A 19,085-nucleotide genomic window follows, 5' to 3' on the forward strand; every position below is an offset into this window, starting at 1 on the left:
ATAGCGGACATTGAGAAGCAACCTCGGATGGGGCTGCTAGGCGAGGTGATAGATCACCCTCTTGATGCTCATGTAGTCGCCCTAACTGCCGCTCACGACAGGCAGAATTCGGCCTGCAATGAGCGTTTACTATCAACATTGTAATTTTGGTCTCATGCTCTCGTTAGCGGCGCCTTCGTACTCTGACCACATCACTGCAGCGCAGTGACCTTCTTTCGACAGAGTACTCAGGTAGCCAATATGAAAATTCAAACGCTCGCTCTCGCCACTGTTCTGGCAATCACCTCCACTGCGACGTTCGCCAAGGGTGATGGCTATAACAAGTCTCACGAGGCAAGAATGCGTTTTCGCGAGAACCAGGAGAAGATCCACGGCAAGAAGCAACAAGCAGAGCCTCAGCTCAAGACAAGCAAGGCCAACGCGAAGCCTCAAACCGAAGATAAATGATCTCTCTCAACATAAAAAAGGCGCCCACAAGGCGCCTTTTTTATTGCCGCACTAGACCTTCAAAAAACCCAAAGCGCAGCTAAGAACAGATCTCGATGTTGCCAGGAGGGTCCACTTGCACCGTAGCATGCTCAATCGAATGCCGTGTTCTTAAGCGCTCCCCAATAAGAGGAGGTAAGGACAAGGGATCTGCACCCGGCATCGGCACGACGTGAACAGTCGCTATACGAGTTTCATCCGTAAGAGTCCAAGCATGGAAATGCCCAACCTCCGCAATGCCCGGCAAGCTCCGGAGATCATCTAGCACCTCTGCAGCATCCATCCCCCGCGGAGTCGCCTGCAGTAGCACCTGGATGGACTCAGAAACCAGTCCCCAAGCAGACTTAACCACCAAGAGAGCTACAAGAACGGACAGAATCGGGTCGAGTACTGTCCAGCCGGTAAGCATGATGCCGATGGCAGCCGCAATAGCGCCTACCGAGCCCAGGAGGTCGCCCAGCACATGGAGAAATGCACCTCGCAAATTAGCGTCGTCTTGGCTTCCCATACGCAAGATTAGGAAGCCGGCGATATTGACCAGCAGCCCTATCACCGCCACCACCAGCATGGGGCCGGCAAGTACCTCCGTCGGCTCGCGAAATCGATCTACAGCCTCCCAAACGATCCACGAAACCAATACTAGAAGCGCTGCTCCATTGGCGAGCGCCGCCAGTACACGTACGCGATGGAAGCCATAGGTTCGGGTAGCGTCTGCTGCGCGTGAAGCCACTCGATATGCAATCAACGCAAGCAGCAAAGCAGCTGCATCCGAAACCATGTGACCGGAGTCGGCGATTAGTGCTAGAGAGCCCGATAGCCAGCCCCCGACAGCCTGAATCAAGGCATAACTTGCCGTTAGGATGAATACGAAGCGAATGCGCCGTACGTTCCCTTCCGTGACAGAGGGAGCATGGTCATGCCCCTCATGGCCATGATCATGATCGCTGTGACCATCATGATCATGGTTATGCTTTTCGCCTTCAGGCTGCGCCATCGTTCACTCCATCTTAATCGCCGTGAGGGGCTGCTAGTGGCCGCTGCTAACAGTAGGAATGGCTTGATCTTCGTCAACATCCTCATCCTTGCGGTGTACCCACTGGTATAGGGCCGGCAACACCAACAGGGTCAAAGCAGTTGATGACAAGATGCCGCCAATTACCACTGTAGCCAACGGCCGCTGCACTTCGGCACCAGTCCCGGTAGCCAATGCCATTGGGACAAAGCCAAGCGATGCCACAAGCGCCGTCATCAACACAGGACGCAATCGTGTGAGGGCACCTTCGGTGATTGCCATCGATAGCGGTCGACCTTCTTCTCGTAGATTGCGGATGAAGGAAATCATTACCAGCCCGTTAAGCACCGCGACTCCAGAGAGGGCAATAAAGCCAACCCCCGCCGAGATGGACAATGGGATGTCTCGCAGCCATAGAGCCATCACACCACCTGTGAGTGCGAACGGAATACCCGTAAATACGACCAGCCCATCCTTCAGATTGTTGAACATCATGAAGAGCAAGGTGAGCACCAGTAATAGCGCCACAGGTACCACAATCTGTAGACGCTTCGCAGCAGACTGAAGCTGCTCGAACTGCCCACCCCATGTGGTCCAGTAACCCGCGGGAATCTTCACGTCCTGGGCAAGACGGTTGCTTGCCTCCGACACGAACGAGCCGATGTCTCGGCCTCGTACGTTGGCGCTGACCACTACTAGACGCTTGCCATTCTCACGGCTCACCTGATTTGGACCGAGCACTAGGTCCAGGCTGGCAACTTCAGACAGCGAAATGAACCCGATCTGGCCACTACTTGCAGCAGGCACAGGAATTAGAAGCCTCGACAGGCCATCAATATCCGTGCGCAAGTTATCTGCAAGCCGCACCACCATATCGAAGCGACGATCGCCCTCAAACAGAGTGCCCGCACGCTGCCCTCCGACAGCCACCGCAATGGTGTCTTGGATATCCCCAACGTTTAAGCCGAAACGAGCTGCCTTATCACGGTCGATATTGATGGTAAGGACTGGTAGGCCCGAGGTCTGTTCTACCTTGACCTCCGAAGCACCTGGGATCTTCTCCAGCACTTCAGAAATTTCAGTAGCTGTAGCGTTGAGCGTGTCCATGTCGTCGCCGAAAACCTTCACTGCCACGTCGCTCCGGACTCCGGAGATCAGCTCGTTGAAGCGCAGTTGAATCGGTTGCGATAGCTCGTAATTGCTACCTGGAAGCGATGCACTTGCACGTTGCAGATCAGCGATTAGGTCTTCCCGGGACTTATCGGGATCTGGCCATTCGCTTTTCGGTTTCAGCATGACGTAGGCATCAGAGATGTTCGGCGGCATCGGGTCTGCAGCGATTTCCGCTGTTCCGGTTCGCGCAAACACCCGCTCGACCTCTGGAACCTTCTCCAGAATTACTTGCTCGAGCCGACTCTGCATTTCCACAGATTGCGACAGGCTGGTACCTGGCACTCGTAGAGACTGCAGCGCGAAATCGCCTTCACTCAAACTCGGCACGAACTCACTGCCCATACGGCTGGCGAGCACACCCGAAAGCAGCACGACGCTGAAGGCGCTTATGAACACCATGGTGCGATTGCTCATCACCCACGCAAGCACAGGCTCATAGCCTCGCTTAGCTGCACGCATCAGAGCGTTCTCTTCTTCCTTCACTTTGCCTGTAATGAACAGCGCAATGGCTGCCGGCACAAAGGTAACCGAGAGGATCATCGCCCCGAGCAGGGCAATAACCACAGTGAAAGCCATTGGGTGGAACATTTTCCCTTCAACGCCGGTGAGCGCGAAGATCGGCAGGTAGACCACCATGATGATCAACTGGCCAAAGATCAGTGCACGACGAGCCTCTTTAGATGCTGCGAACACCTCATGCAACCGCTCGGAGCGAGTCAGTAGCCGCCCGTGGTGCTGCTGGGCATGAGCCAGACGGCGGATTGAGTTCTCAACGATTACCACAGCTCCATCCACGATGATGCCGAAGTCCAATGCTCCCAAGCTCATCAAGTTGGCGCTCACCTTGTTGGAGAACATGCCCGTAAAGGTGAACAGCATCGACAACGGAATAACCATGGCGGTGATAAGTGCCGCACGAATGTTCCCCAAGAAGAGGAACAGGATCGCGATCACCAAGATCGCACCTTCGATGAGGTTCTTCTTAACCGTGGAGATGGCCTTGTCGACCAGATTGGTGCGGTCATACACCGTGACTGCCACCACACCCTTCGGCAGGGTTCGGTTGATCTCTGCCAGTTTGGTAGCCACAGCTTGCGATATCGCACGACTGTTCTCACCAATCAGCATGAAGACCGTACCGAGTACCACCTCTCTCCCATTTTCCGTAGCCGCTCCTGTGCGCAGCTCTCGACCGATCTGAACCTCTGCGAGCTGCTTTACACGGATCGGAGTGCCATCGACGTTACTAACGATAATGTTGGCAATGTCGTCCGCACTGGCCACCTGGCCAGGAGCACGAATGAGCAGCTGCTCTCCACTTCTCTCGATGAATCCCGCACCGACGTTGGCATTGTTCCGCTCAAGAGCGGTGATCAAGTCCGCAAGCGTCAGCTTGTATGCAGCCAGGCGCTTAGGGTCAGGGGCAATTTGGAATTCCTTTGTAAAGCCGCCGATGGTATTGATCTCGGCAACCCCAGGTACGTTGCGTAGCTGAGGCTTGATGATCCAGTCCTGGATCACCCGCAGATCAGTAGGCGTATAGGTGCTTCCATCCTCCTTACGCGCATCCGGCTCGGCTTCAACCGTCCACATGAAGATCTCACCAAGGCCGGTTGAAATTGGCCCCATGGTTGACTCCACGCCTTCAGGAAGCTGCTCCCTTGCACTCTGCAGTCTCTCGTTAACTAGCTGGCGCGCGAAGAAGAGGTCGGTGCCATCGGCAAAGATGACCGTCACCTGGGAGAACCCAGAGCGTGAAAGAGAGCGGGTTTGCTTCAGATGAGGCAACCCTGCCATCGCAGTCTCAATGGGGAAAGTGATGCGCTGCTCTGTTTCCAGAGGCGAGTATCCAGCCGCCGCGGTGTTTATCTGAACCTGGACGTTCGTGATGTCAGGTACCGCGTCAATTGGAAGCTTCTGATAGCTGTATACACCTAGGCCCGCCATCGCAAGGACAGCAAACAGCACAAGTGCACGCTGCTCGATAGCGAATTGAATAATGCGCTCAAACATAAGGGGACTCTCAACAAGACCTGTCAGTGGGCGTGATCAGCAGAGCCCTTACCGAGCTCCGACTTCAGAATGAAGCTCCCCGCTGATGCGACCTGCGCACCTGCTGACAGACCTTTAGAAATTTGAATGAAGCCATCGCTGCTGAGCCCTAACTCAACGGGCTGTGCTACGAAGCCATCGTCGACACGAACGAACACCGTGGGGTTTTCATCGATTGTCTGCACCGCAGCAGTAGGCACTACAACGCCGGCCTCACTCGTCTCGGAGGCAAACTGCACAGAGACAAACAGGCCAGGACGCCACCCACCATCGGGGTTCTCAATAACTGCACGTGCCACAGCCGTCCGGGTTTGCTCACCGAGCAGGCTTCCGACGTAAGAGACCTCGCCTGAGACCTCAGTGCCCAGCTCGGCAGCAGTGACGCTAACCTTCGTACCGACCTGAACTTTGTTGAGGTCCTTAGGGGCAACGTTGAAAGTTGCCCAAACACGATTCAGATCGGAAATGGTGAAAGCGCTGGTCGATTCACTGACCACCTCGCCACGCACCAGGTGCTTCTCAACGACCATCCCATCAAATGGCGCCACCAACTCGTAGCGGTTGCCGCCTGAGATTGCGCTCACCCCACTCAAGGTCTGCATCTTCTGCCGAGCATTGGCTAAAGCTATCTCAGCCTCTTGGAGTGCCTGCCTTGCCGCAAGGTAGTCTTGCTCAGCAGATATCTTGTCTTCCCAGAGTTGGCGCTCACGTTCAAATGTGGTTTTTGCAAGCTCTGCCCTGCGCTGAGCACCTGCAAGCTCACTGCGCAGGTCCGAGATTTGCTGACTGGCGATGACAGCCAGCACCTGCCCCTTTTTCACACGCTCCCCAAGATTTACCTGGACACTCTCGACAACACCGGCCGCACGAGGCACTACGTGCGCCGTGTGGTCCTCATCAAATCGAATCTCTCCAGGAAGAGAGATCATCGAGCCCAAGGTTCGAGGCTGAGCCTGCGCCAACTCAATTCCGGCAGCCTTCATCTGGTCGGCATTAATCTCAAGCACACCCTCACGCTTTTCATAGACAAAGTCGTAGGAGCGCTCTGTAGTACTGACTTTGATTTGCGCATCAAAGAAATGGGGCTCAGCAATGCCCGCATCACTCATGTACGCCTTGCCACCCGACCTGAAACTGTACGTGCTCACCTCTCCAGTCGGACGTTGCACCTCCAGAGACACTCGGTTTGCAGCCGTCGGGCTAATAGCAACTCCTTGCGAGCTCAGGTAGATCGACATTGGCGCAGACCCATCCGCACTCTCAGGTGCAACCAACTCAACGGTGAAACCTTCCTGAGTAAAAAGCTGGCCTCCGTTCGGACCACGCGTGGCTTTAGTCTTTTCCCCACCCGCACTCTCAGAGTCGTGGTCGGACTCCTCGCCCCCGTGGGCGTGCCCACCGTCCTGCTGACTTTCGGTGTGGCTTCGCTCTTGGAGCAAATACACCCCCGCACCACTGAGACCAACGGCAATAACAGCCGCAATGGCCAGGGTTAACTTCTTGCTCATAGAAACTCCTGATGTAACGCAGACATCACCCAGCATCGAGGGAGTTCAGGGCCGCACTGAATGCGCGAAGACCCCAGATCCACTCCGAGCGATCTGCGAAGTGAACTAGGGTTTGGGGGCGGCCAAGGTATCGCCGTAGATTCGCTCGATTTGCACCCAAGAGTTCGTAGCGCTGCCGAGGGCCGCTACATACTGGTTGCGTGCTCCGATCAGCGTTCGCTGAGCGTCGAGCACTTCAATGAAACCGAACTTGCCCATCTCGAAGCCGCGGGTAGCGCTGTCTACTGCACTCTTTGCAGAGGGCAGAATGTCTTTGTTGAACGAGTCGATTTCTTCCGAAGCAGTGCGCCACAGATCCACGGTCTGCTGAACACTGGCCTGCATTCGAAGCAAGGTGGCATTACGAGAGTCGCGGGCCTGATCGGCACGTCGCGCAGCTGCGTAAACATTCCCCTGGTTCCGGTTGAATAAGGGGATAGGCATCGAAAGCCCTACTAGATTTACTCGCTCACGATCTGCAGCGCTGTATTGGCTCCCTACGCTGATGCTGAGATCAGGAATGCGTTGGGCCCTTTCCACTCCGTAAGAAGCATCCTGCTGAGCAATATTCAACGTCGCTAAGCGCATCTCGGGGGTGTTCTCCAATCCCTCCAACAACTCCTGCAGTGCAGGTGGAGTAGGGATGCCTGAGGCATCTCCCTCCACGGCAACCTGACCTGCGGCAGAGTCAGCCCCCATTGAGGCTTTAAGCAGGGCTTGGGCATTAACCAATTCTGCACGAGCGCGCTTCAGCTCAAGTCGAACCTCAGAGAGCTGCACGCCTGCTCGAGTAGCCTCGATGGGAGAGGCACTTCCGGCTCGAACACGGCCTTGAGCGATCGTCATGCCTCTTTCAGCAAGATTCATTGACTCGGACGCTAGGTCGACACGCAGCTGCGAAAGCAGTACGCCGTAAAACCCCTGGATCACCTCAGCGCGAAGTGCGTTTCGTGCTCGCTCTACTTCCACTTGAGCAGCATCAATGCCTCGATCAGCCAGCTCGATCCGAGCGCCGCGCTTTCCACCCAGCTCAATCGGCTGGGTTAGCTGTACGGTGGTGGTTCGGGTGTCGCTTCTGGTGTCCTCCATCTCCCACGAGATCTCTGGGTTTTGGAACAAACCCGCTTGAGTCCTTTCTCCTTGAGAAATGGGGACATTCCAATTGGCTGCAGCCAGTTCGGGATTGTTCTCTGCCGCAATACGCAGAGCCTCGTCTAAAGAAACGCCAGATGGGACCGCCAATGCCTGCTGCATGGTCCCGAGCATCAGTAGAAGAGCCACCGACAAAGACCCCACTCGGGAGTTGCCAGCACTGTTAGCGCGCATCCTCAAAACTAAATCCTCCACGGAAATCCTATGACCGCGGTGCTAGCTCCTCCAAGCCATGGAGAGTTGCATCCGTCATGGGTGATAAATTTTCCGAGCAGAATTTAGTGCACTGGCCATATCGCCACGGTGACCAGAGAATTACAAATACGTAATCAAGATCAATGAGTGAGATGTAATACAGTTACCAAAACCCGCTGTTAGCAGATAAACAAACTGACACAACTTCTTACACCTCAGAGCAAGCAAAGCCAGAGACACCGGGCTTTACAGCAGCTCATGCGTCACCGCGCCGCACCATATCCCCTTGACCCTGTAGTGACTACAGCCTTTAGGCTTAACTCACATTCTGGATGCAAGCATCACTATCTCAATCCGGCGAAATTACAAAAGCAGCGCCATATTTCAGGCAATCTATATGCGTATCTTAGTCGTTGAAGATGAAGTTAAAACTGCCGAATACCTCCATCAGGGACTGAAGGAAAGTGGATATCTCGTTGATAACGCGTCAACGGGAAAGGATGGAATCCATCTAGCAAATCAATTCGACTACGACTTGATCATGCTTGATGTAAATCTTCCAGAAATTGACGGCTGGGGAGTCTTAGAAAGAATACGAAATGAGAACACCGAGACAAAGATAATGATGCTGTCAGCAAGAGGGCGACTGGCTGATAAAGTCAAAGGTCTAGACTTAGGGGCAGACGACTATCTGGTCAAACCATTTGAATTTCCAGAATTGCTTGCTCGCACCAGGACATTACTTAGGCGGGGTAACAAAGTCGCTATTTCAGATAAGCTTAAGGTAGCGGATCTAGAGCTAGATCCTAGCCGCCATCGCGCCTATCGTGGCGACACGAAGATCAACCTTACCCCCAAGGAGTTTTCCCTACTTCATCTGCTCATGAGACATACCGGCGAGGTTCTCTCTCGGACGCAGATTATCTCACTAGTATGGGATATGAACTTTGACTGCGACACAAATGTAGTCGAAGTTTCAATCCGGAGGCTTAGGGCCAAGATCGATGATGCGTTCGAGAATAAATTGATTCATACCTTACGAGGCGTGGGTTACACCCTTGAAGAGCGGGACTAACAAATCACAATGGCTCTACTCACTCAGTAGAGCCACTGCTTAATCACTCACTTGTTATTGCGGCACTGGCCCTGAACAAGATAGCGAATAGTATAAAGCTCGCCCTGTGAGTCCTCATAAGTCATCAGCTTGCTGACATTTCCGCAGTGACTTATCGTTGGGGTCATGTACACAACCTTCGCCACATCGAGCTTCATGCCGTACTTATAATCAACGGGCTGAGGCGTTGTCTTCCCAGTGCTTGCGGCATAGCGCTCTGCCGCCTGCATACTTTCCTGTTCTATCTCCTGCTTAACGCCATCAGGAAGATCGACAGAAAATGCATTAGCGCTTTGCAGCGCAAAAGATGCGACCACAGCAGTCAGGTACTTGATAGGCTTCATGGCAATTCCTCATAAGAACTTACGCTACTGTATCTCGCCAGCACTTACTGGAAGATGACGAGATAATTACGATCATGAAACTTATGAAAAATAAAAAAGGCGCCCATCTCTGAGCGCCTAGGATTCACCTCTTCCAAAGGAGCACTAAGCTTCAAAGGTGAATAACATAAGGCCTCGGGACTCCGCCAAGAGCTGGCCAAAGCCTTATATGTCCAAGTAACATTTGCAGATCCAATCTATCTGACCACTACTAACAGGAACATGATTGGAAAATTACAAATTTGACAAGTTGGGCATCTGCATCCACAGGTGCCCACACTTAGTCGAAATTTAGAGCACGCTCAGCGGGTACTCGACGATGAGTCGGAATTCGTCGAGATCCGACTCATACTGCGTGGCTCGAGTGTTGGCCTGCCGAATCCGGAACGACATATCCTTGAGCGAACCGGTCTGAACCACATACTTCGCCTCGATGTCCCGCTCCCAGCGCTTCTGATTGGTCAAAGGATTTCCCGCATCATCGCGACGCATATAGACGTCGTTTGCATTGGAGTAATCCGCATCAGTGCCCTTGCCGTAGCGAGTCATGAACGACAGGCCAGGGATGCCGTATGCCTGCATGTTCAGGTCGTAGCGCACCATCCAGGAGCGCTCCTTGGGCGAATTGAAATCGGTGTATTGAATGGAGTTGTCGAGATAGATCGAGTCTGCCTGACGCAGATAGTCGAAATCGTCGTCGCCGTTGTTGCGCTGATGCGAAAGTGTGACGGTATGTCCGCCAAACTGGACGCCAACCTTTGCGCTCCAGATGTTGTTGTTGAGTTCTCCCAGGAGCTTCTTACCTTCGTCCTGAGCGTTGTAGTAGTTGAACCCGGCTATCAATGCCACGTCGTCGTTGAGAGGCTGAGTCAGAGAGGTACCGAAGTAATACTGGTCCCAAGCATCCTTCAGTCGGCCGCTGTAAGCGCTTACCTGAACGTTTTCGTTGACGCTGTAGTCGCCACCAAAGTACCCGACCCACGGTGAATCCACGGGGCCGGCGTAAAAGGTGGCAAAGTTGTCGCGCATGTCACTAGAGACAGGCTGGCTCATGGAGTGGAGACGGCCGCCCTGCAAAGTCAGCCCTTCAATGCTGCTGTTCTCGAGGGTAATGCCACGGAAAGACTCTGGAAGGAGACGCGAGTCGCCGAAGTGCACCACAGGCGTGGCAGGAAACACATCACCGACCTTGAGAACGGTATCGAATGCTCGGGCTTTCAGAGCGCCACCGACTTTGGTGTACTCATCACGAGCTTCCCCTTCACTGTTCACAGGAAGGACATCGAACGAACTACGACCACCGTTGCGACCGTCGCCAGTATCCAGTTTCAAGCCGATCATAGCGAAGGCGTCAACACCTACACCGACAGTGCCCTGAGTGAAGCCTGACTCGAAGTTGGCCATGATTCCGTGAGCTAGTGTCTCGGAATAGCCTGCGCCGCCTGGCGCGTCAGCACCGTTTCGATCGTCGCGATTGAAATAGAAAGTACGGTTCAGGATATCGAAGCTGCTTCCTTCAATGAATCCTTCCTTTTGCTCCTCCGCAAAGGCAACAGAATTCATCCCGCAAATAGCGGTGAAAACAGCAAGCGAAAGCTTAGCTTTGGCGTTCATGATAGCTCCATTGGTTCTGGCAGTTCTTGTGAATAGGGCGGCCAAAGCTAGTTATAGGTATGACGGCCGCGGCTCTATCCTTACTGCCCGGAGCTAACTGCAAGATGATTGAAGAATTACAATTTTGAAAGGTTGAGGGCCTGCCTCCTGGAATTCATCTTCAACTGTTAGAATTGCAAGCCCCGCCTCAACCCTTTTTAGCAGCGTGCGCCTTCAGGCTTGAGTGGAGTCCGCATAGATCACGACCCAAAGACCTTTCTCTGGGCCGCACGATAGTTTTTTCGCTTTGACTAGATGCAGCAGAAGCACTAGCGGCGCTCACAGGACCACTGTCCGCCTGACCACCCAACAGCATCATCAACATGAGCAGATTTTCCATTGGTCACACCTATAGGCTCGGCTTCACTGAGTAATGCCGCCGATGCTAAATGCCATAAAGTGAAAAAATCATGATCTGCTAGCAGACATATCTTGCCATGGCTCTATCGCCATTTGAGCACGGCTATATATCGCCCACCTTACGCTGAAATTACAAATTTGTAGCCTTTCACCACGCCAAGGCCGGGCAGGTTAGACTAGCGCAAGATAACCATATAAATGCCGACAACAATAAAAAATAGAGTCAGCACCAGCAGATAAAGATGATGAACTTTAGGTAACTAGCATAAATGCGAGTACTAGTCGTCGAAGACGAGACGAAAACTGCCGAGTATCTACAGCAAGGTCTTTCAGAGAGCGGATACATTGTTGATAGAGCCAACAATGGTGTAGACGCATTACATCTTTTTAACCACAACACCTATGGCCTTGTCATCTTGGACGTAAACTTACCAAGCATTGACGGGTGGGGGGTCTTGGAATCCATTCGCAAGACAAGTCGGGTGCGCATCATGATGCTGACGGGGCGAGGCCGTCTCGCAGACAAACTTAAAGGCCTCGACGGTGGCGCTGATGACTATCTAGTGAAACCATTTGAGTTTCCGGAGCTCTTAGCCCGGGTCCGCTCCCTACTGAGACGGGGCGACCAGATTGTAGAAAGCACCACTCTACAAGTAGGCGATCTTGAGCTAGACGCCGGCCGCCATCGTGCATACCGAGGGAAGCACCGTATCGACCTCACAACCAAGGAATTTGCACTTCTACACTTGCTTATGAGTCGAAACGGCGAGGTCCTTACGCGATCTCAAATCATCTCACTCGTCTGGGATATGAACTTCGATTGCGACACGAACGTAATCGACGTTTCGATTCGACGCCTTCGCGCCAAGATCGATGATCCGTTCGACTCCAAGCTTATTCATACCTTACGTGGCGTTGGTTATGTACTAGAGGACCGGTCATGAAAAGAAACAGCCTGGCCGCGCAGCTAGGCCTCAGGGTCGGGCTCATGAGCGTTGCCTTGGTAGCCGCATTCTCGGCTTTTGGCTATTTCATGCTGTCTCAAGGACTCGATCGCATTGCCAAGTCAGCGCTTGAGTCGAAGATGACGAGCTTCTCTCACCAGATAGCCGCGTCGACTAGCTTCGAAGACGTTAAGTCGAAGTCCCACATTTTGGTCGACCTGGCCATGGGGCATACCAATCTCTACGTCTACATCGCCAGTCCTAGCCTGCCTGCATCGCCACTGCTGACAATCGGGGTTCAGGCTGATCGCTTTCAACCAAGTGCTTTTCCATCGAGCAACGAGTTAATACTCAAGGACTGGCAGAGCGAGCCAACCAGCCTGATGCTGACCGGCGCCCAAACTACTCAGCTCAAAGATGGAACGACCCTGACGGTCTACCTGACAGTAGATCGCTCGTCTGATCAGGAGCTTCTCAGCTCGCTTCTCAAATGGGGCTTTGCTTCGTCTCCACTCATCTTGTTGATAATTTTCATCGTTTCGTGGATTACCGTTCGCCAAGGCCTCAGGCCGCTGACTAGCTTCCTGAGAGTCGCTGCCAGCATCTCTACTGACAATCTCGAGCATCGACTTCCAACCACAGGACTCCCTAGCGAGCTGCGTCAGCTAGCCGATGGCATCAACTTCATGCTTCATCGCTTGGATAATGGGGTGCAACAGCTATCCCAGTTTTCCGATGATCTTGCGCATGAACTGCGATCACCTATAGCCAACCTCATGGGTAAGGCTCAGGTTGCGCTCTCTCGTGGCAGAACGTCCGAAGAGTACCGAGAAGTATTGGAATCCTGCACAGAGGAGCTGGACCGAGTCACTCGCATCGTCTCGGACATGCTATTTCTGGCCCAGGTTAGTCATCCCGCTGCTCTTGTGCATTTCGAGCCTGTTTGCCTACAAGATGAGCTTGAAAGGGTCAAAGATCTCTTCTTACTAACAGCAGAAGAGAAGGATGTTGAAATCTCCGTCACAGGTCGCGGTACTGTCAGAGGCAACCGCCTGATGATCCAGCGAGCAATATCCAACCTACTATCCAACGCTATTAGGTACTGCCCTGCTGGGAGTACGGTTGGGATGCATATTGAGCAGAATTCCTCAGTTGCTCGACTGAGTGTTGGAAATCCTGGATCAGGCATTGCACCTGAACACTTACCCCATCTTTTTGAGCGGTTCTATCGAGTTGATAAGAGCAGAGCTAGGAGCGAAGGAGGGACCGGCCTGGGTCTCGCCATTGTCCACTCAATTATGAGCCTGCATCAGGGCACGGCAGGCGTCAGTGTCGATCAAGATGGGCGCACCTGTTTTTATTTAGACTTTCAGCTAAAGACCAATGACTAAGGCTACCTCATAGACATCCACAGGTTGCCGAGTCTCGAAATTTATCATGAAGAAAATAATTGTGGCACTTATACTGCTGGCCCCACTATCATCAGACGAATATAAGCAGCCACCAGCAGCCACCAGCAGTCACTGGTGCTTCCATGACCTGCGCAGATTAATCATTGAAACAGTTGCGCCTCACAGCTAACCCCACCCTGCAACCTTACAAATTAGTAATTCTTCCGCGATCTTGCTGACAGGTTCAATTGGTTACTCTCAATAGCATTGAAAGCAACCTTTGAACCTCTCTAACAAGGCCTAGCACTGCGACATCCCGCGTTAGGCCTGGCTAGCAGGCCGGCATTTATGTTTAAAAATATATCTATTGATCGCGACCTTGCCAAAGCATTCTCCGTCACTGCACGCTGCGCTTGTTTTCGACAAGCCGCCCGAAGTTTGAATGTAAATTCCACATTACTTAGGAAGCAGCTGAGACATCTCGAAGTTGAGATTGGTGAGCAGCTCTTCCATTACCAAGAGCGCGCCCTACACCTGACCAATGCGGGGACACTTCTCCATCAAGAGCTGGCACGCAGATATGCCGATCTCAACGCCGATGAAACCTACGCCGAATTGATTCGAATAGCTGCACCTGAAGCATTGCTGAATGACATCCTTGCACGGAACCTCATCTCGTTTATTCGCCAGCATGGCGGGCTTCGCATAGAGTTCTTGCCACTAGAGGGAACACCCGTAGAGCAAGCCGATGTAATGGTTTGGCTTGCTGAGCAGGAAAGCCCACGGCCAGATCCTGGCTTCGCCATGACAAAACCACACCGGCTTGCCACCATCAGTTTCTACCCACATATCGCCACCAGATACTCTGCCGAGGGTCGGCATCCCACCAGCAGCTACGCTCTAGATGACTATATGTTGGTTCAGCAACGAACTAATCAATCTGTACCGGCGTTCAGGCCTTGGAATAAGCTAGTCAGCCAACGTCAGTCCTCCGTTACATTTGCACCAAAACATGAGCTGGTTTGGGAGCTAATCAAGAACTCCGCATGCATTGGCCTACTCCCTGAATATGCATCCAAACTAGACAAGAAGCTTTTGCCACTGAAAGAAGTCTTTAACGATAAGATTCAGAGGGTGGCCTGGCTGTCTAGCACTCCGTTGGCCGCTGCGCGAGAGGATGTACAAAGCGTCATTAAGCTGATTCTAAATGCATTCGAAGAGCGTAAGACGTGGTTCGAGTAGCAACCATTGCCTCAGAACTCCCACGAATACCATAATTCTGCAATCATTCTGAAATAATTCAATCCGCACAGAAACAATCACCAACGCCAGGATTCATGCGGGGCCTAGCCTCACTCGAATCCACTGAAACAGAAATGTAATCAAATTCCACAAAAACAGTAATCCCGCACTTAGAGCCTTCCTCACGCCAACCAAAACCAAGCGGCATTGAGGAAAAGTGCATGATCAACCCGGCCCAAAACTTTAAACAACTGAAGCGAATTACAGTTGCGCTTCTGCTTAGCAGCGCAGCAACAGTAGCTAACGCCGGCACTGTAACTACTGACGGTGCTGACCTCGTGATTAAGACCAAAGGAGGTCTTGAGGTTTCCAGCACCGATAAGGAGTTCAGCTTCAAGCTTGGCGGTCGCCTCCAAGCCGACTACGGGATGTTTGATGGCTACTACACCCGCAATGGTAACTCCGCAGATGGTGCATACATTCGCAGAGCATTCTTGGAGCTAGGCGGCACCGCTTACAAGGACTGGAAGTACCAAATCAACTACGACATGTCCCGAAACACCGGGAGTGACAGCTCAGGCTACTTCGACGAGGCAAGTGTCACTTACACCGGCTTCAGCCCGGTCAATCTGCGATTTGGCCGCTTTTACACCGACTTCGGCCTAGAGAAAGCCACCAGCTCGAAGTGGACCACTGCTCTTGAGCGCAACCTCGCATACGATACTGCCGAATGGATCAACGACAATTCGGGCTTGGGCGTTCAAGCCTCCTCAGTCATTGGTAGCTCGGTCTTCGTCTCGGGCAGCCTTTTCAGCGAAAACAACAACGATACCGATGGCGACAGCGTAAAACGCTACAACGCTCGCGGGGTATTTGCCCCTCTCAGCGAGCCTGGCAACGCGCTGCACTTCGGCCTGCAGTATGCCTATCGTGATCTACAGGATGCCGCCGTCGATACTCGTATCCGCTCGCGGATGGGCATGCGTGGCGTAGACACTAACGGCGGCAACAGCGCGGGCAGCAACGGCACCCGCTCCCTCTTCGGCGGTGCGACCGCGACTGAGGGCCTGTGGGAAGATGATGCTGTCTGGGGTGTAGAGGGCGCGTGGGCAATGGATGCTTTCTCCGTGCAAGGTGAATATCTGCGCCGCACCCTCAAGGCAGATGCTGCAGCTGAAGACATTCAGGTGAGCGGGTACTACACACAACTTGCCTACACACTGACCGGTGAACCCCGCATCTACAAGCTCGACGGCGCAAAGTTCGACTCTATCAAGCCAGCCAATAAGCAGATCGGTGCCTGGGAGCTGTTCTACCGCTATGACTCCTTCACAGTCGAAGACGACAACTTCACAACGAGCACAGCAGTACGCCAAGTCGGCGATACCGAAGGAAAGACTCATACGGTGGGTGTTAACTGGTACGCAAACGAGGCGGTCAAAGTCAGCGCCAACTACGTAAAAGCCAGCACCGAAAACGTCAACAATGAGGTGGGGGATGACAGCGGCGACGGAGTAGTGATGCGGCTTCAGTACGTCTTCTAAAACACATACCAAGAAACAAAGGGCGCCTTAGCGCCCTTTGTTTCTTTCGCTAGCCGCCATCATGTCGCGTTGCGCTCAGGGCTAGAGCTCAGTGACTCAATGATCCTGCACTCGTCGATCACTCCTCCGCCGCAGCATGACATCAAGCGCTCTAACTCCTGCTCCAGCCCCTGCAGATCGCGTATGCGACTCCTGACTTGTTCCAACTGATTCGCGACCTTGGCATCTACCGACGCACACGATGCCTGGCGGTGATCCGAAAACCCCAGCAATTGGCGCACATCGTCAAGGCTAAATCCCAAGGCGCGAGTGCGGCGAATGAACAGTAGTCGGTCGCGGTCAGCTGCCGTGTACTGTCGATAACCAGAAGAGTTTCTTGAGGCGGAAGGCAGCAACCCCATCTGCTCGTAGTAGCGAATGGTTACCGCTTTAGTGTTGGTCTGGCGAGCCAAATGCCCCACAGTGAAACTCTTCTCGATCATCCCTTGACCTTATAGTCGCTATAACCCTCAGTCTAACAACCGGCTTTCAAAGAGGCACATCACCATGACCTGCCACCAATGGCCGGAGTTCGAGAGATCCCATGCCAACTGCCTTCACCTTGCTGTGAGTACGTTGCGATGACGGCACAACCATCCCAAGCCACCTGGAATTTATTGCTACTAACGTTCCTGGTCGCGCTGGTATCAAGTTTCTCCGCATTGTTCATCGGCGAAGTCATGGGGCAAGCCCCATGCGTGCTGTGCTGGTATCAGCGAGCGTTCATGTTTCCCCTTACAGTAATCCTGGCGATCGCCTGCTATCGATCGGACTTCGCCATCTGGCGTTATGCCCTACCACTATCAGGGATCGGGGCACTTTTGGCGTTTGGCCATACGCTGCTCTACGCGGGGCTAATTCCTCAACCGATCCAACCCTGCACAGCCACCGGACCGTCCTGCTCTGGCGACGCCATGACCATCTTCGGCGCGATACCACTGCCAGGACTGGCGCTTGTCGCCTTTATCTCGATCACTGTTCTGCTCATCATCATTAGCCGGAGAACCACTCCATGAACCGCCGTTCATTGGTCTTGATCATCAGCTCGGTGGTCCTTGCCGTCTTTGCTGCCGCCGCTTACCTCTATGCCCCATCGACAGACCCTCTGCAGACACAAAAACCTGCCGCAGAGACATCGCTGCCAACGAACACAGCTACGTCAAATGCCAGCAGCCTGGTCCGGTTCCACTCTCCAATTTTTGGGCCGGCTCAGGCGCCGGTGACCATCGTCGAGTTCTTTGACCCTTCCTGCGAAGCATGCCGAGCCTTCTACCCACACGTGAAGCAGATCCTCGATGACAACCCCAAGGATGTTCGCTTAGTACTGCGCTACGTACTGTTTCACCAAGGCTCTGAGGAGGCAGCGCGCCTGCTAGAGGCTGCCCGAAAGCAAAACCTTTATGCGCAGGTACTGGAAGCCGTACTTGAAGCCCAACCTGGTTGGCACGATGACCCAAAAGTTGCAGAAGCCTGGATCGCCGCAGAAAGAGTCGGCCTGGATATTGAGAAAGCCCGTGCAGACATGCACGCACCTGGGGTTGATGCTGTGCTGAAGATGGACATGCAAGACGTTAAAGCAGTTGGTGTTCAAGGTACGCCAACCTTCTTTGTGAATGGACGCCCCCTTGACGAGTTCGGCCCCGAGCCTTTGCGCAAACTGGTAGAAAATGAAGTAGCTAAGGCAAGGAAGTAATTCCTATGGCCGCCTTGGACAATCGAGTTCCCCCACCTCTGGTTGCGACTCTTATAGGAGCGCTGATGTGGGGTGTATCGAGCCAGCTACCCAGACTAGATGTCTCGCTTGGCCTACGTCTCACAGCAACGTTGGCGGTGCTTCTGATAGGGATAACGATATGCCTGGCAGGTGTCTGGTCCTTTCATCGAGCTCGCACCACGGTTAACCCACTGCAACCCGACAGGGCTTCCGCATTAGTCGATGGAGGGATATACCAATACACCCGGAACCCCATGTACCTTGGCTTCGCGATCATTCTCGGGGCGTGGTCAATCTCACTAGCTTCGCCACTTGCATTGCTTGGGGTAGTTGGATTCGTGTTGTACATGAACCGATTCCAGATTGCCCCCGAGGAAAGAGCTTTGGCGACGCTATTCGGCGAGGACTTCGCCCGCTACAAACTGCAGGTGAGGCGATGGATTTGAGTAGAACAGTGGCTGGAGCGCCGCTTGCTATTGCCCAGAGCTCATCAGCTCCTGCCCTCACTCATCAATCTATATCGCTACGCTATAGGTGTTGACACCACCCTGAGCATTATTAATTTTCCGCTACGGCGAGAGTGCTCCTTGGAATACTGGGTGGTGTTGGGCTCTAATGATGCTCAACTCTATAAAATACGAGACCCGCTATGTCGAAGATTGCAGAATTTAAAGCCCTCGAAGCTCAAATCGCCGAGCAGCAGAAGCGCCTCGAAGCCCTTAAGGGTGATGAAAAGCTAAAGAAAGAAATCGAGTTTGAAAGCAAGCTGCGTACTCTCTTGGCTGAATACAGCTTCTCCCTGCGAAATGTAATTGCTCTGCTGGATCCGAACGCCAATAAGAACCTGGTCGTACCAGTTAAAGGCGCGCGTCGCGAGCGTACTCTGAAGCGCTACAAAAACCCGAACACAGGTGACGTAGTAGAGACCAAGGGCGGCAACCACAAAGTACTGAAGGCTTGGAAAGAGCAGTACGGTGCCGAGAAGGTCGAAAGCTGGCTCGAGTAAGCTGGTTTCACCCAAGAAAGGGCCGCTTGAGCGGCCTTTTTTGTGCCTGCACAACAGGCCTACCTCTGCTCTGAGCGT

At 53.3% G+C, this 19,085-nt stretch carries 17 protein-coding genes; 10 read left to right on the forward strand and 7 right to left on the reverse strand.

Going from position 1 to position 19,085, the window contains the following annotated elements; all coding sequences use genetic code 11:
- The first annotated feature begins 240 nt into the window (after positions 1-240).
- Complete coding sequence (locus N5D30_RS25250; RefSeq protein ID WP_220815046.1) at positions 241-447, forward strand: hypothetical protein; 207 nt, start codon at positions 241-243, stop codon at positions 445-447.
- 79 nt (positions 448-526) lie between these two features.
- Here N5D30_RS25250 and N5D30_RS25255 read toward each other — a convergent pair whose 3' ends face one another.
- The 4 genes from N5D30_RS25255 to N5D30_RS25270 all read right to left on the reverse strand — a co-directional run bounded on the left by N5D30_RS25255 (position 527) and on the right by N5D30_RS25270 (position 7,536).
- On the reverse strand, positions 527-1,480 hold the full coding sequence (locus N5D30_RS25255; protein ID WP_220815047.1) for a cation diffusion facilitator family transporter: 954 nt from the start codon (positions 1,478-1,480) through the stop codon (positions 527-529).
- 33 nt (positions 1,481-1,513) lie between these two features.
- Complete coding sequence (locus tag N5D30_RS25260) at positions 1,514-4,684, reverse strand: CusA/CzcA family heavy metal efflux RND transporter (protein WP_220815048.1); 3,171 nt, start codon at positions 4,682-4,684, stop codon at positions 1,514-1,516.
- Positions 4,685-4,707: 23 nt separating this feature from the next.
- Complete coding sequence (locus tag N5D30_RS25265) at positions 4,708-6,231, reverse strand: efflux RND transporter periplasmic adaptor subunit (protein WP_308446211.1); 1,524 nt, start codon at positions 6,229-6,231, stop codon at positions 4,708-4,710.
- A 105-nt stretch (positions 6,232-6,336) separates the two neighbouring features.
- Positions 6,337-7,536, reverse strand: coding sequence for a TolC family protein (locus tag N5D30_RS25270; RefSeq protein ID WP_279911209.1), 1,200 nt, complete (start codon positions 7,534-7,536; stop codon positions 6,337-6,339).
- Positions 7,537-8,014: 478 nt separating this feature from the next.
- On the opposite strand from N5D30_RS25270, the gene N5D30_RS25275 reads away from it, so the two are divergent.
- Positions 8,015-8,692, forward strand: a complete 678-nt coding sequence (locus N5D30_RS25275; RefSeq protein ID WP_031288708.1) for a heavy metal response regulator transcription factor — start codon at positions 8,015-8,017, stop codon at positions 8,690-8,692.
- 47 nt (positions 8,693-8,739) lie between these two features.
- Here N5D30_RS25275 and N5D30_RS25280 read toward each other — a convergent pair whose 3' ends face one another.
- Positions 8,740-9,075 (reverse strand): DUF2790 domain-containing protein, encoded by a 336-nt coding sequence (locus N5D30_RS25280; protein ID WP_220815050.1) that lies wholly within the window; start codon positions 9,073-9,075, stop codon positions 8,740-8,742.
- A 330-nt stretch (positions 9,076-9,405) separates the two neighbouring features.
- Positions 9,406-10,728 carry an OprD family porin gene (locus N5D30_RS25285; protein WP_021221964.1) on the reverse strand — a complete coding sequence of 441 codons (1,323 nt, stop codon included), beginning with the start codon at positions 10,726-10,728 and terminating at the stop codon, positions 9,406-9,408.
- Between the two features lie 668 nt (positions 10,729-11,396).
- Between N5D30_RS25285 and N5D30_RS25290 the strand changes: the two genes are divergently transcribed.
- The 4 genes from N5D30_RS25290 to N5D30_RS25305 all read left to right on the forward strand — a co-directional run bounded on the left by N5D30_RS25290 (position 11,397) and on the right by N5D30_RS25305 (position 16,248).
- Positions 11,397-12,071, forward strand: coding sequence for a heavy metal response regulator transcription factor (locus N5D30_RS25290; protein WP_031288711.1), 675 nt, complete (start codon positions 11,397-11,399; stop codon positions 12,069-12,071).
- The gene (locus tag N5D30_RS25295; RefSeq protein WP_220815051.1) at positions 12,068-13,462 is read left to right on the forward strand and encodes a heavy metal sensor histidine kinase; all 1,395 of its coding nucleotides are present in this window, start codon (positions 12,068-12,070) and stop codon (positions 13,460-13,462) included. The genes N5D30_RS25290 and N5D30_RS25295 overlap by 4 nt, the downstream gene beginning before the upstream one ends.
- Positions 13,463-13,810: 348 nt before the next feature.
- Positions 13,811-14,704: a LysR family transcriptional regulator gene (locus N5D30_RS25300; protein WP_220815052.1), complete on the forward strand. Its 894-nt coding sequence runs from the start codon at positions 13,811-13,813 to the stop codon at positions 14,702-14,704.
- A gap of 221 nt (positions 14,705-14,925) precedes the next feature.
- A complete protein-coding gene (locus tag N5D30_RS25305) occupies positions 14,926-16,248 on the forward strand; it encodes an OprO/OprP family phosphate-selective porin (protein ID WP_220815053.1) in 1,323 nt (440 codons plus the stop codon).
- A gap of 59 nt (positions 16,249-16,307) precedes the next feature.
- On the opposite strand, the gene N5D30_RS25310 is transcribed toward N5D30_RS25305, so the two are convergent.
- The gene (locus N5D30_RS25310) at positions 16,308-16,730 is read right to left on the reverse strand and encodes a helix-turn-helix domain-containing protein (protein WP_220815054.1); all 423 of its coding nucleotides are present in this window, start codon (positions 16,728-16,730) and stop codon (positions 16,308-16,310) included.
- A gap of 138 nt (positions 16,731-16,868) precedes the next feature.
- Between N5D30_RS25310 and N5D30_RS25315 the strand changes: the two genes are divergently transcribed.
- From N5D30_RS25315 to N5D30_RS25330, 4 genes are all read left to right on the forward strand, one after another.
- The gene (locus tag N5D30_RS25315; RefSeq protein WP_220815055.1) at positions 16,869-17,303 is read left to right on the forward strand and encodes a disulfide bond formation protein B; all 435 of its coding nucleotides are present in this window, start codon (positions 16,869-16,871) and stop codon (positions 17,301-17,303) included.
- Positions 17,300-17,980, forward strand: coding sequence for a thioredoxin domain-containing protein (locus N5D30_RS25320; protein WP_220815056.1), 681 nt, complete (start codon positions 17,300-17,302; stop codon positions 17,978-17,980). Before N5D30_RS25315 ends, N5D30_RS25320 begins: the two co-directional genes overlap by 4 nt.
- Positions 17,981-17,985: 5 nt before the next feature.
- Complete coding sequence (locus N5D30_RS25325; protein WP_220815057.1) at positions 17,986-18,447, forward strand: isoprenylcysteine carboxylmethyltransferase family protein; 462 nt, start codon at positions 17,986-17,988, stop codon at positions 18,445-18,447.
- A 203-nt stretch (positions 18,448-18,650) separates the two neighbouring features.
- On the forward strand, positions 18,651-19,007 hold the full coding sequence (locus N5D30_RS25330; RefSeq protein ID WP_220815058.1) for a histone-like nucleoid-structuring protein, MvaT/MvaU family: 357 nt from the start codon (positions 18,651-18,653) through the stop codon (positions 19,005-19,007).
- Positions 19,008-19,085: the final 78 nt, after the last annotated feature.

Source organism: Pseudomonas sp. GD03875, assembly GCF_029840585.1.
In the GTDB taxonomy this organism is placed as follows: Bacteria; Pseudomonadota; Gammaproteobacteria; order Pseudomonadales; family Pseudomonadaceae; genus Aquipseudomonas; species Aquipseudomonas paralcaligenes.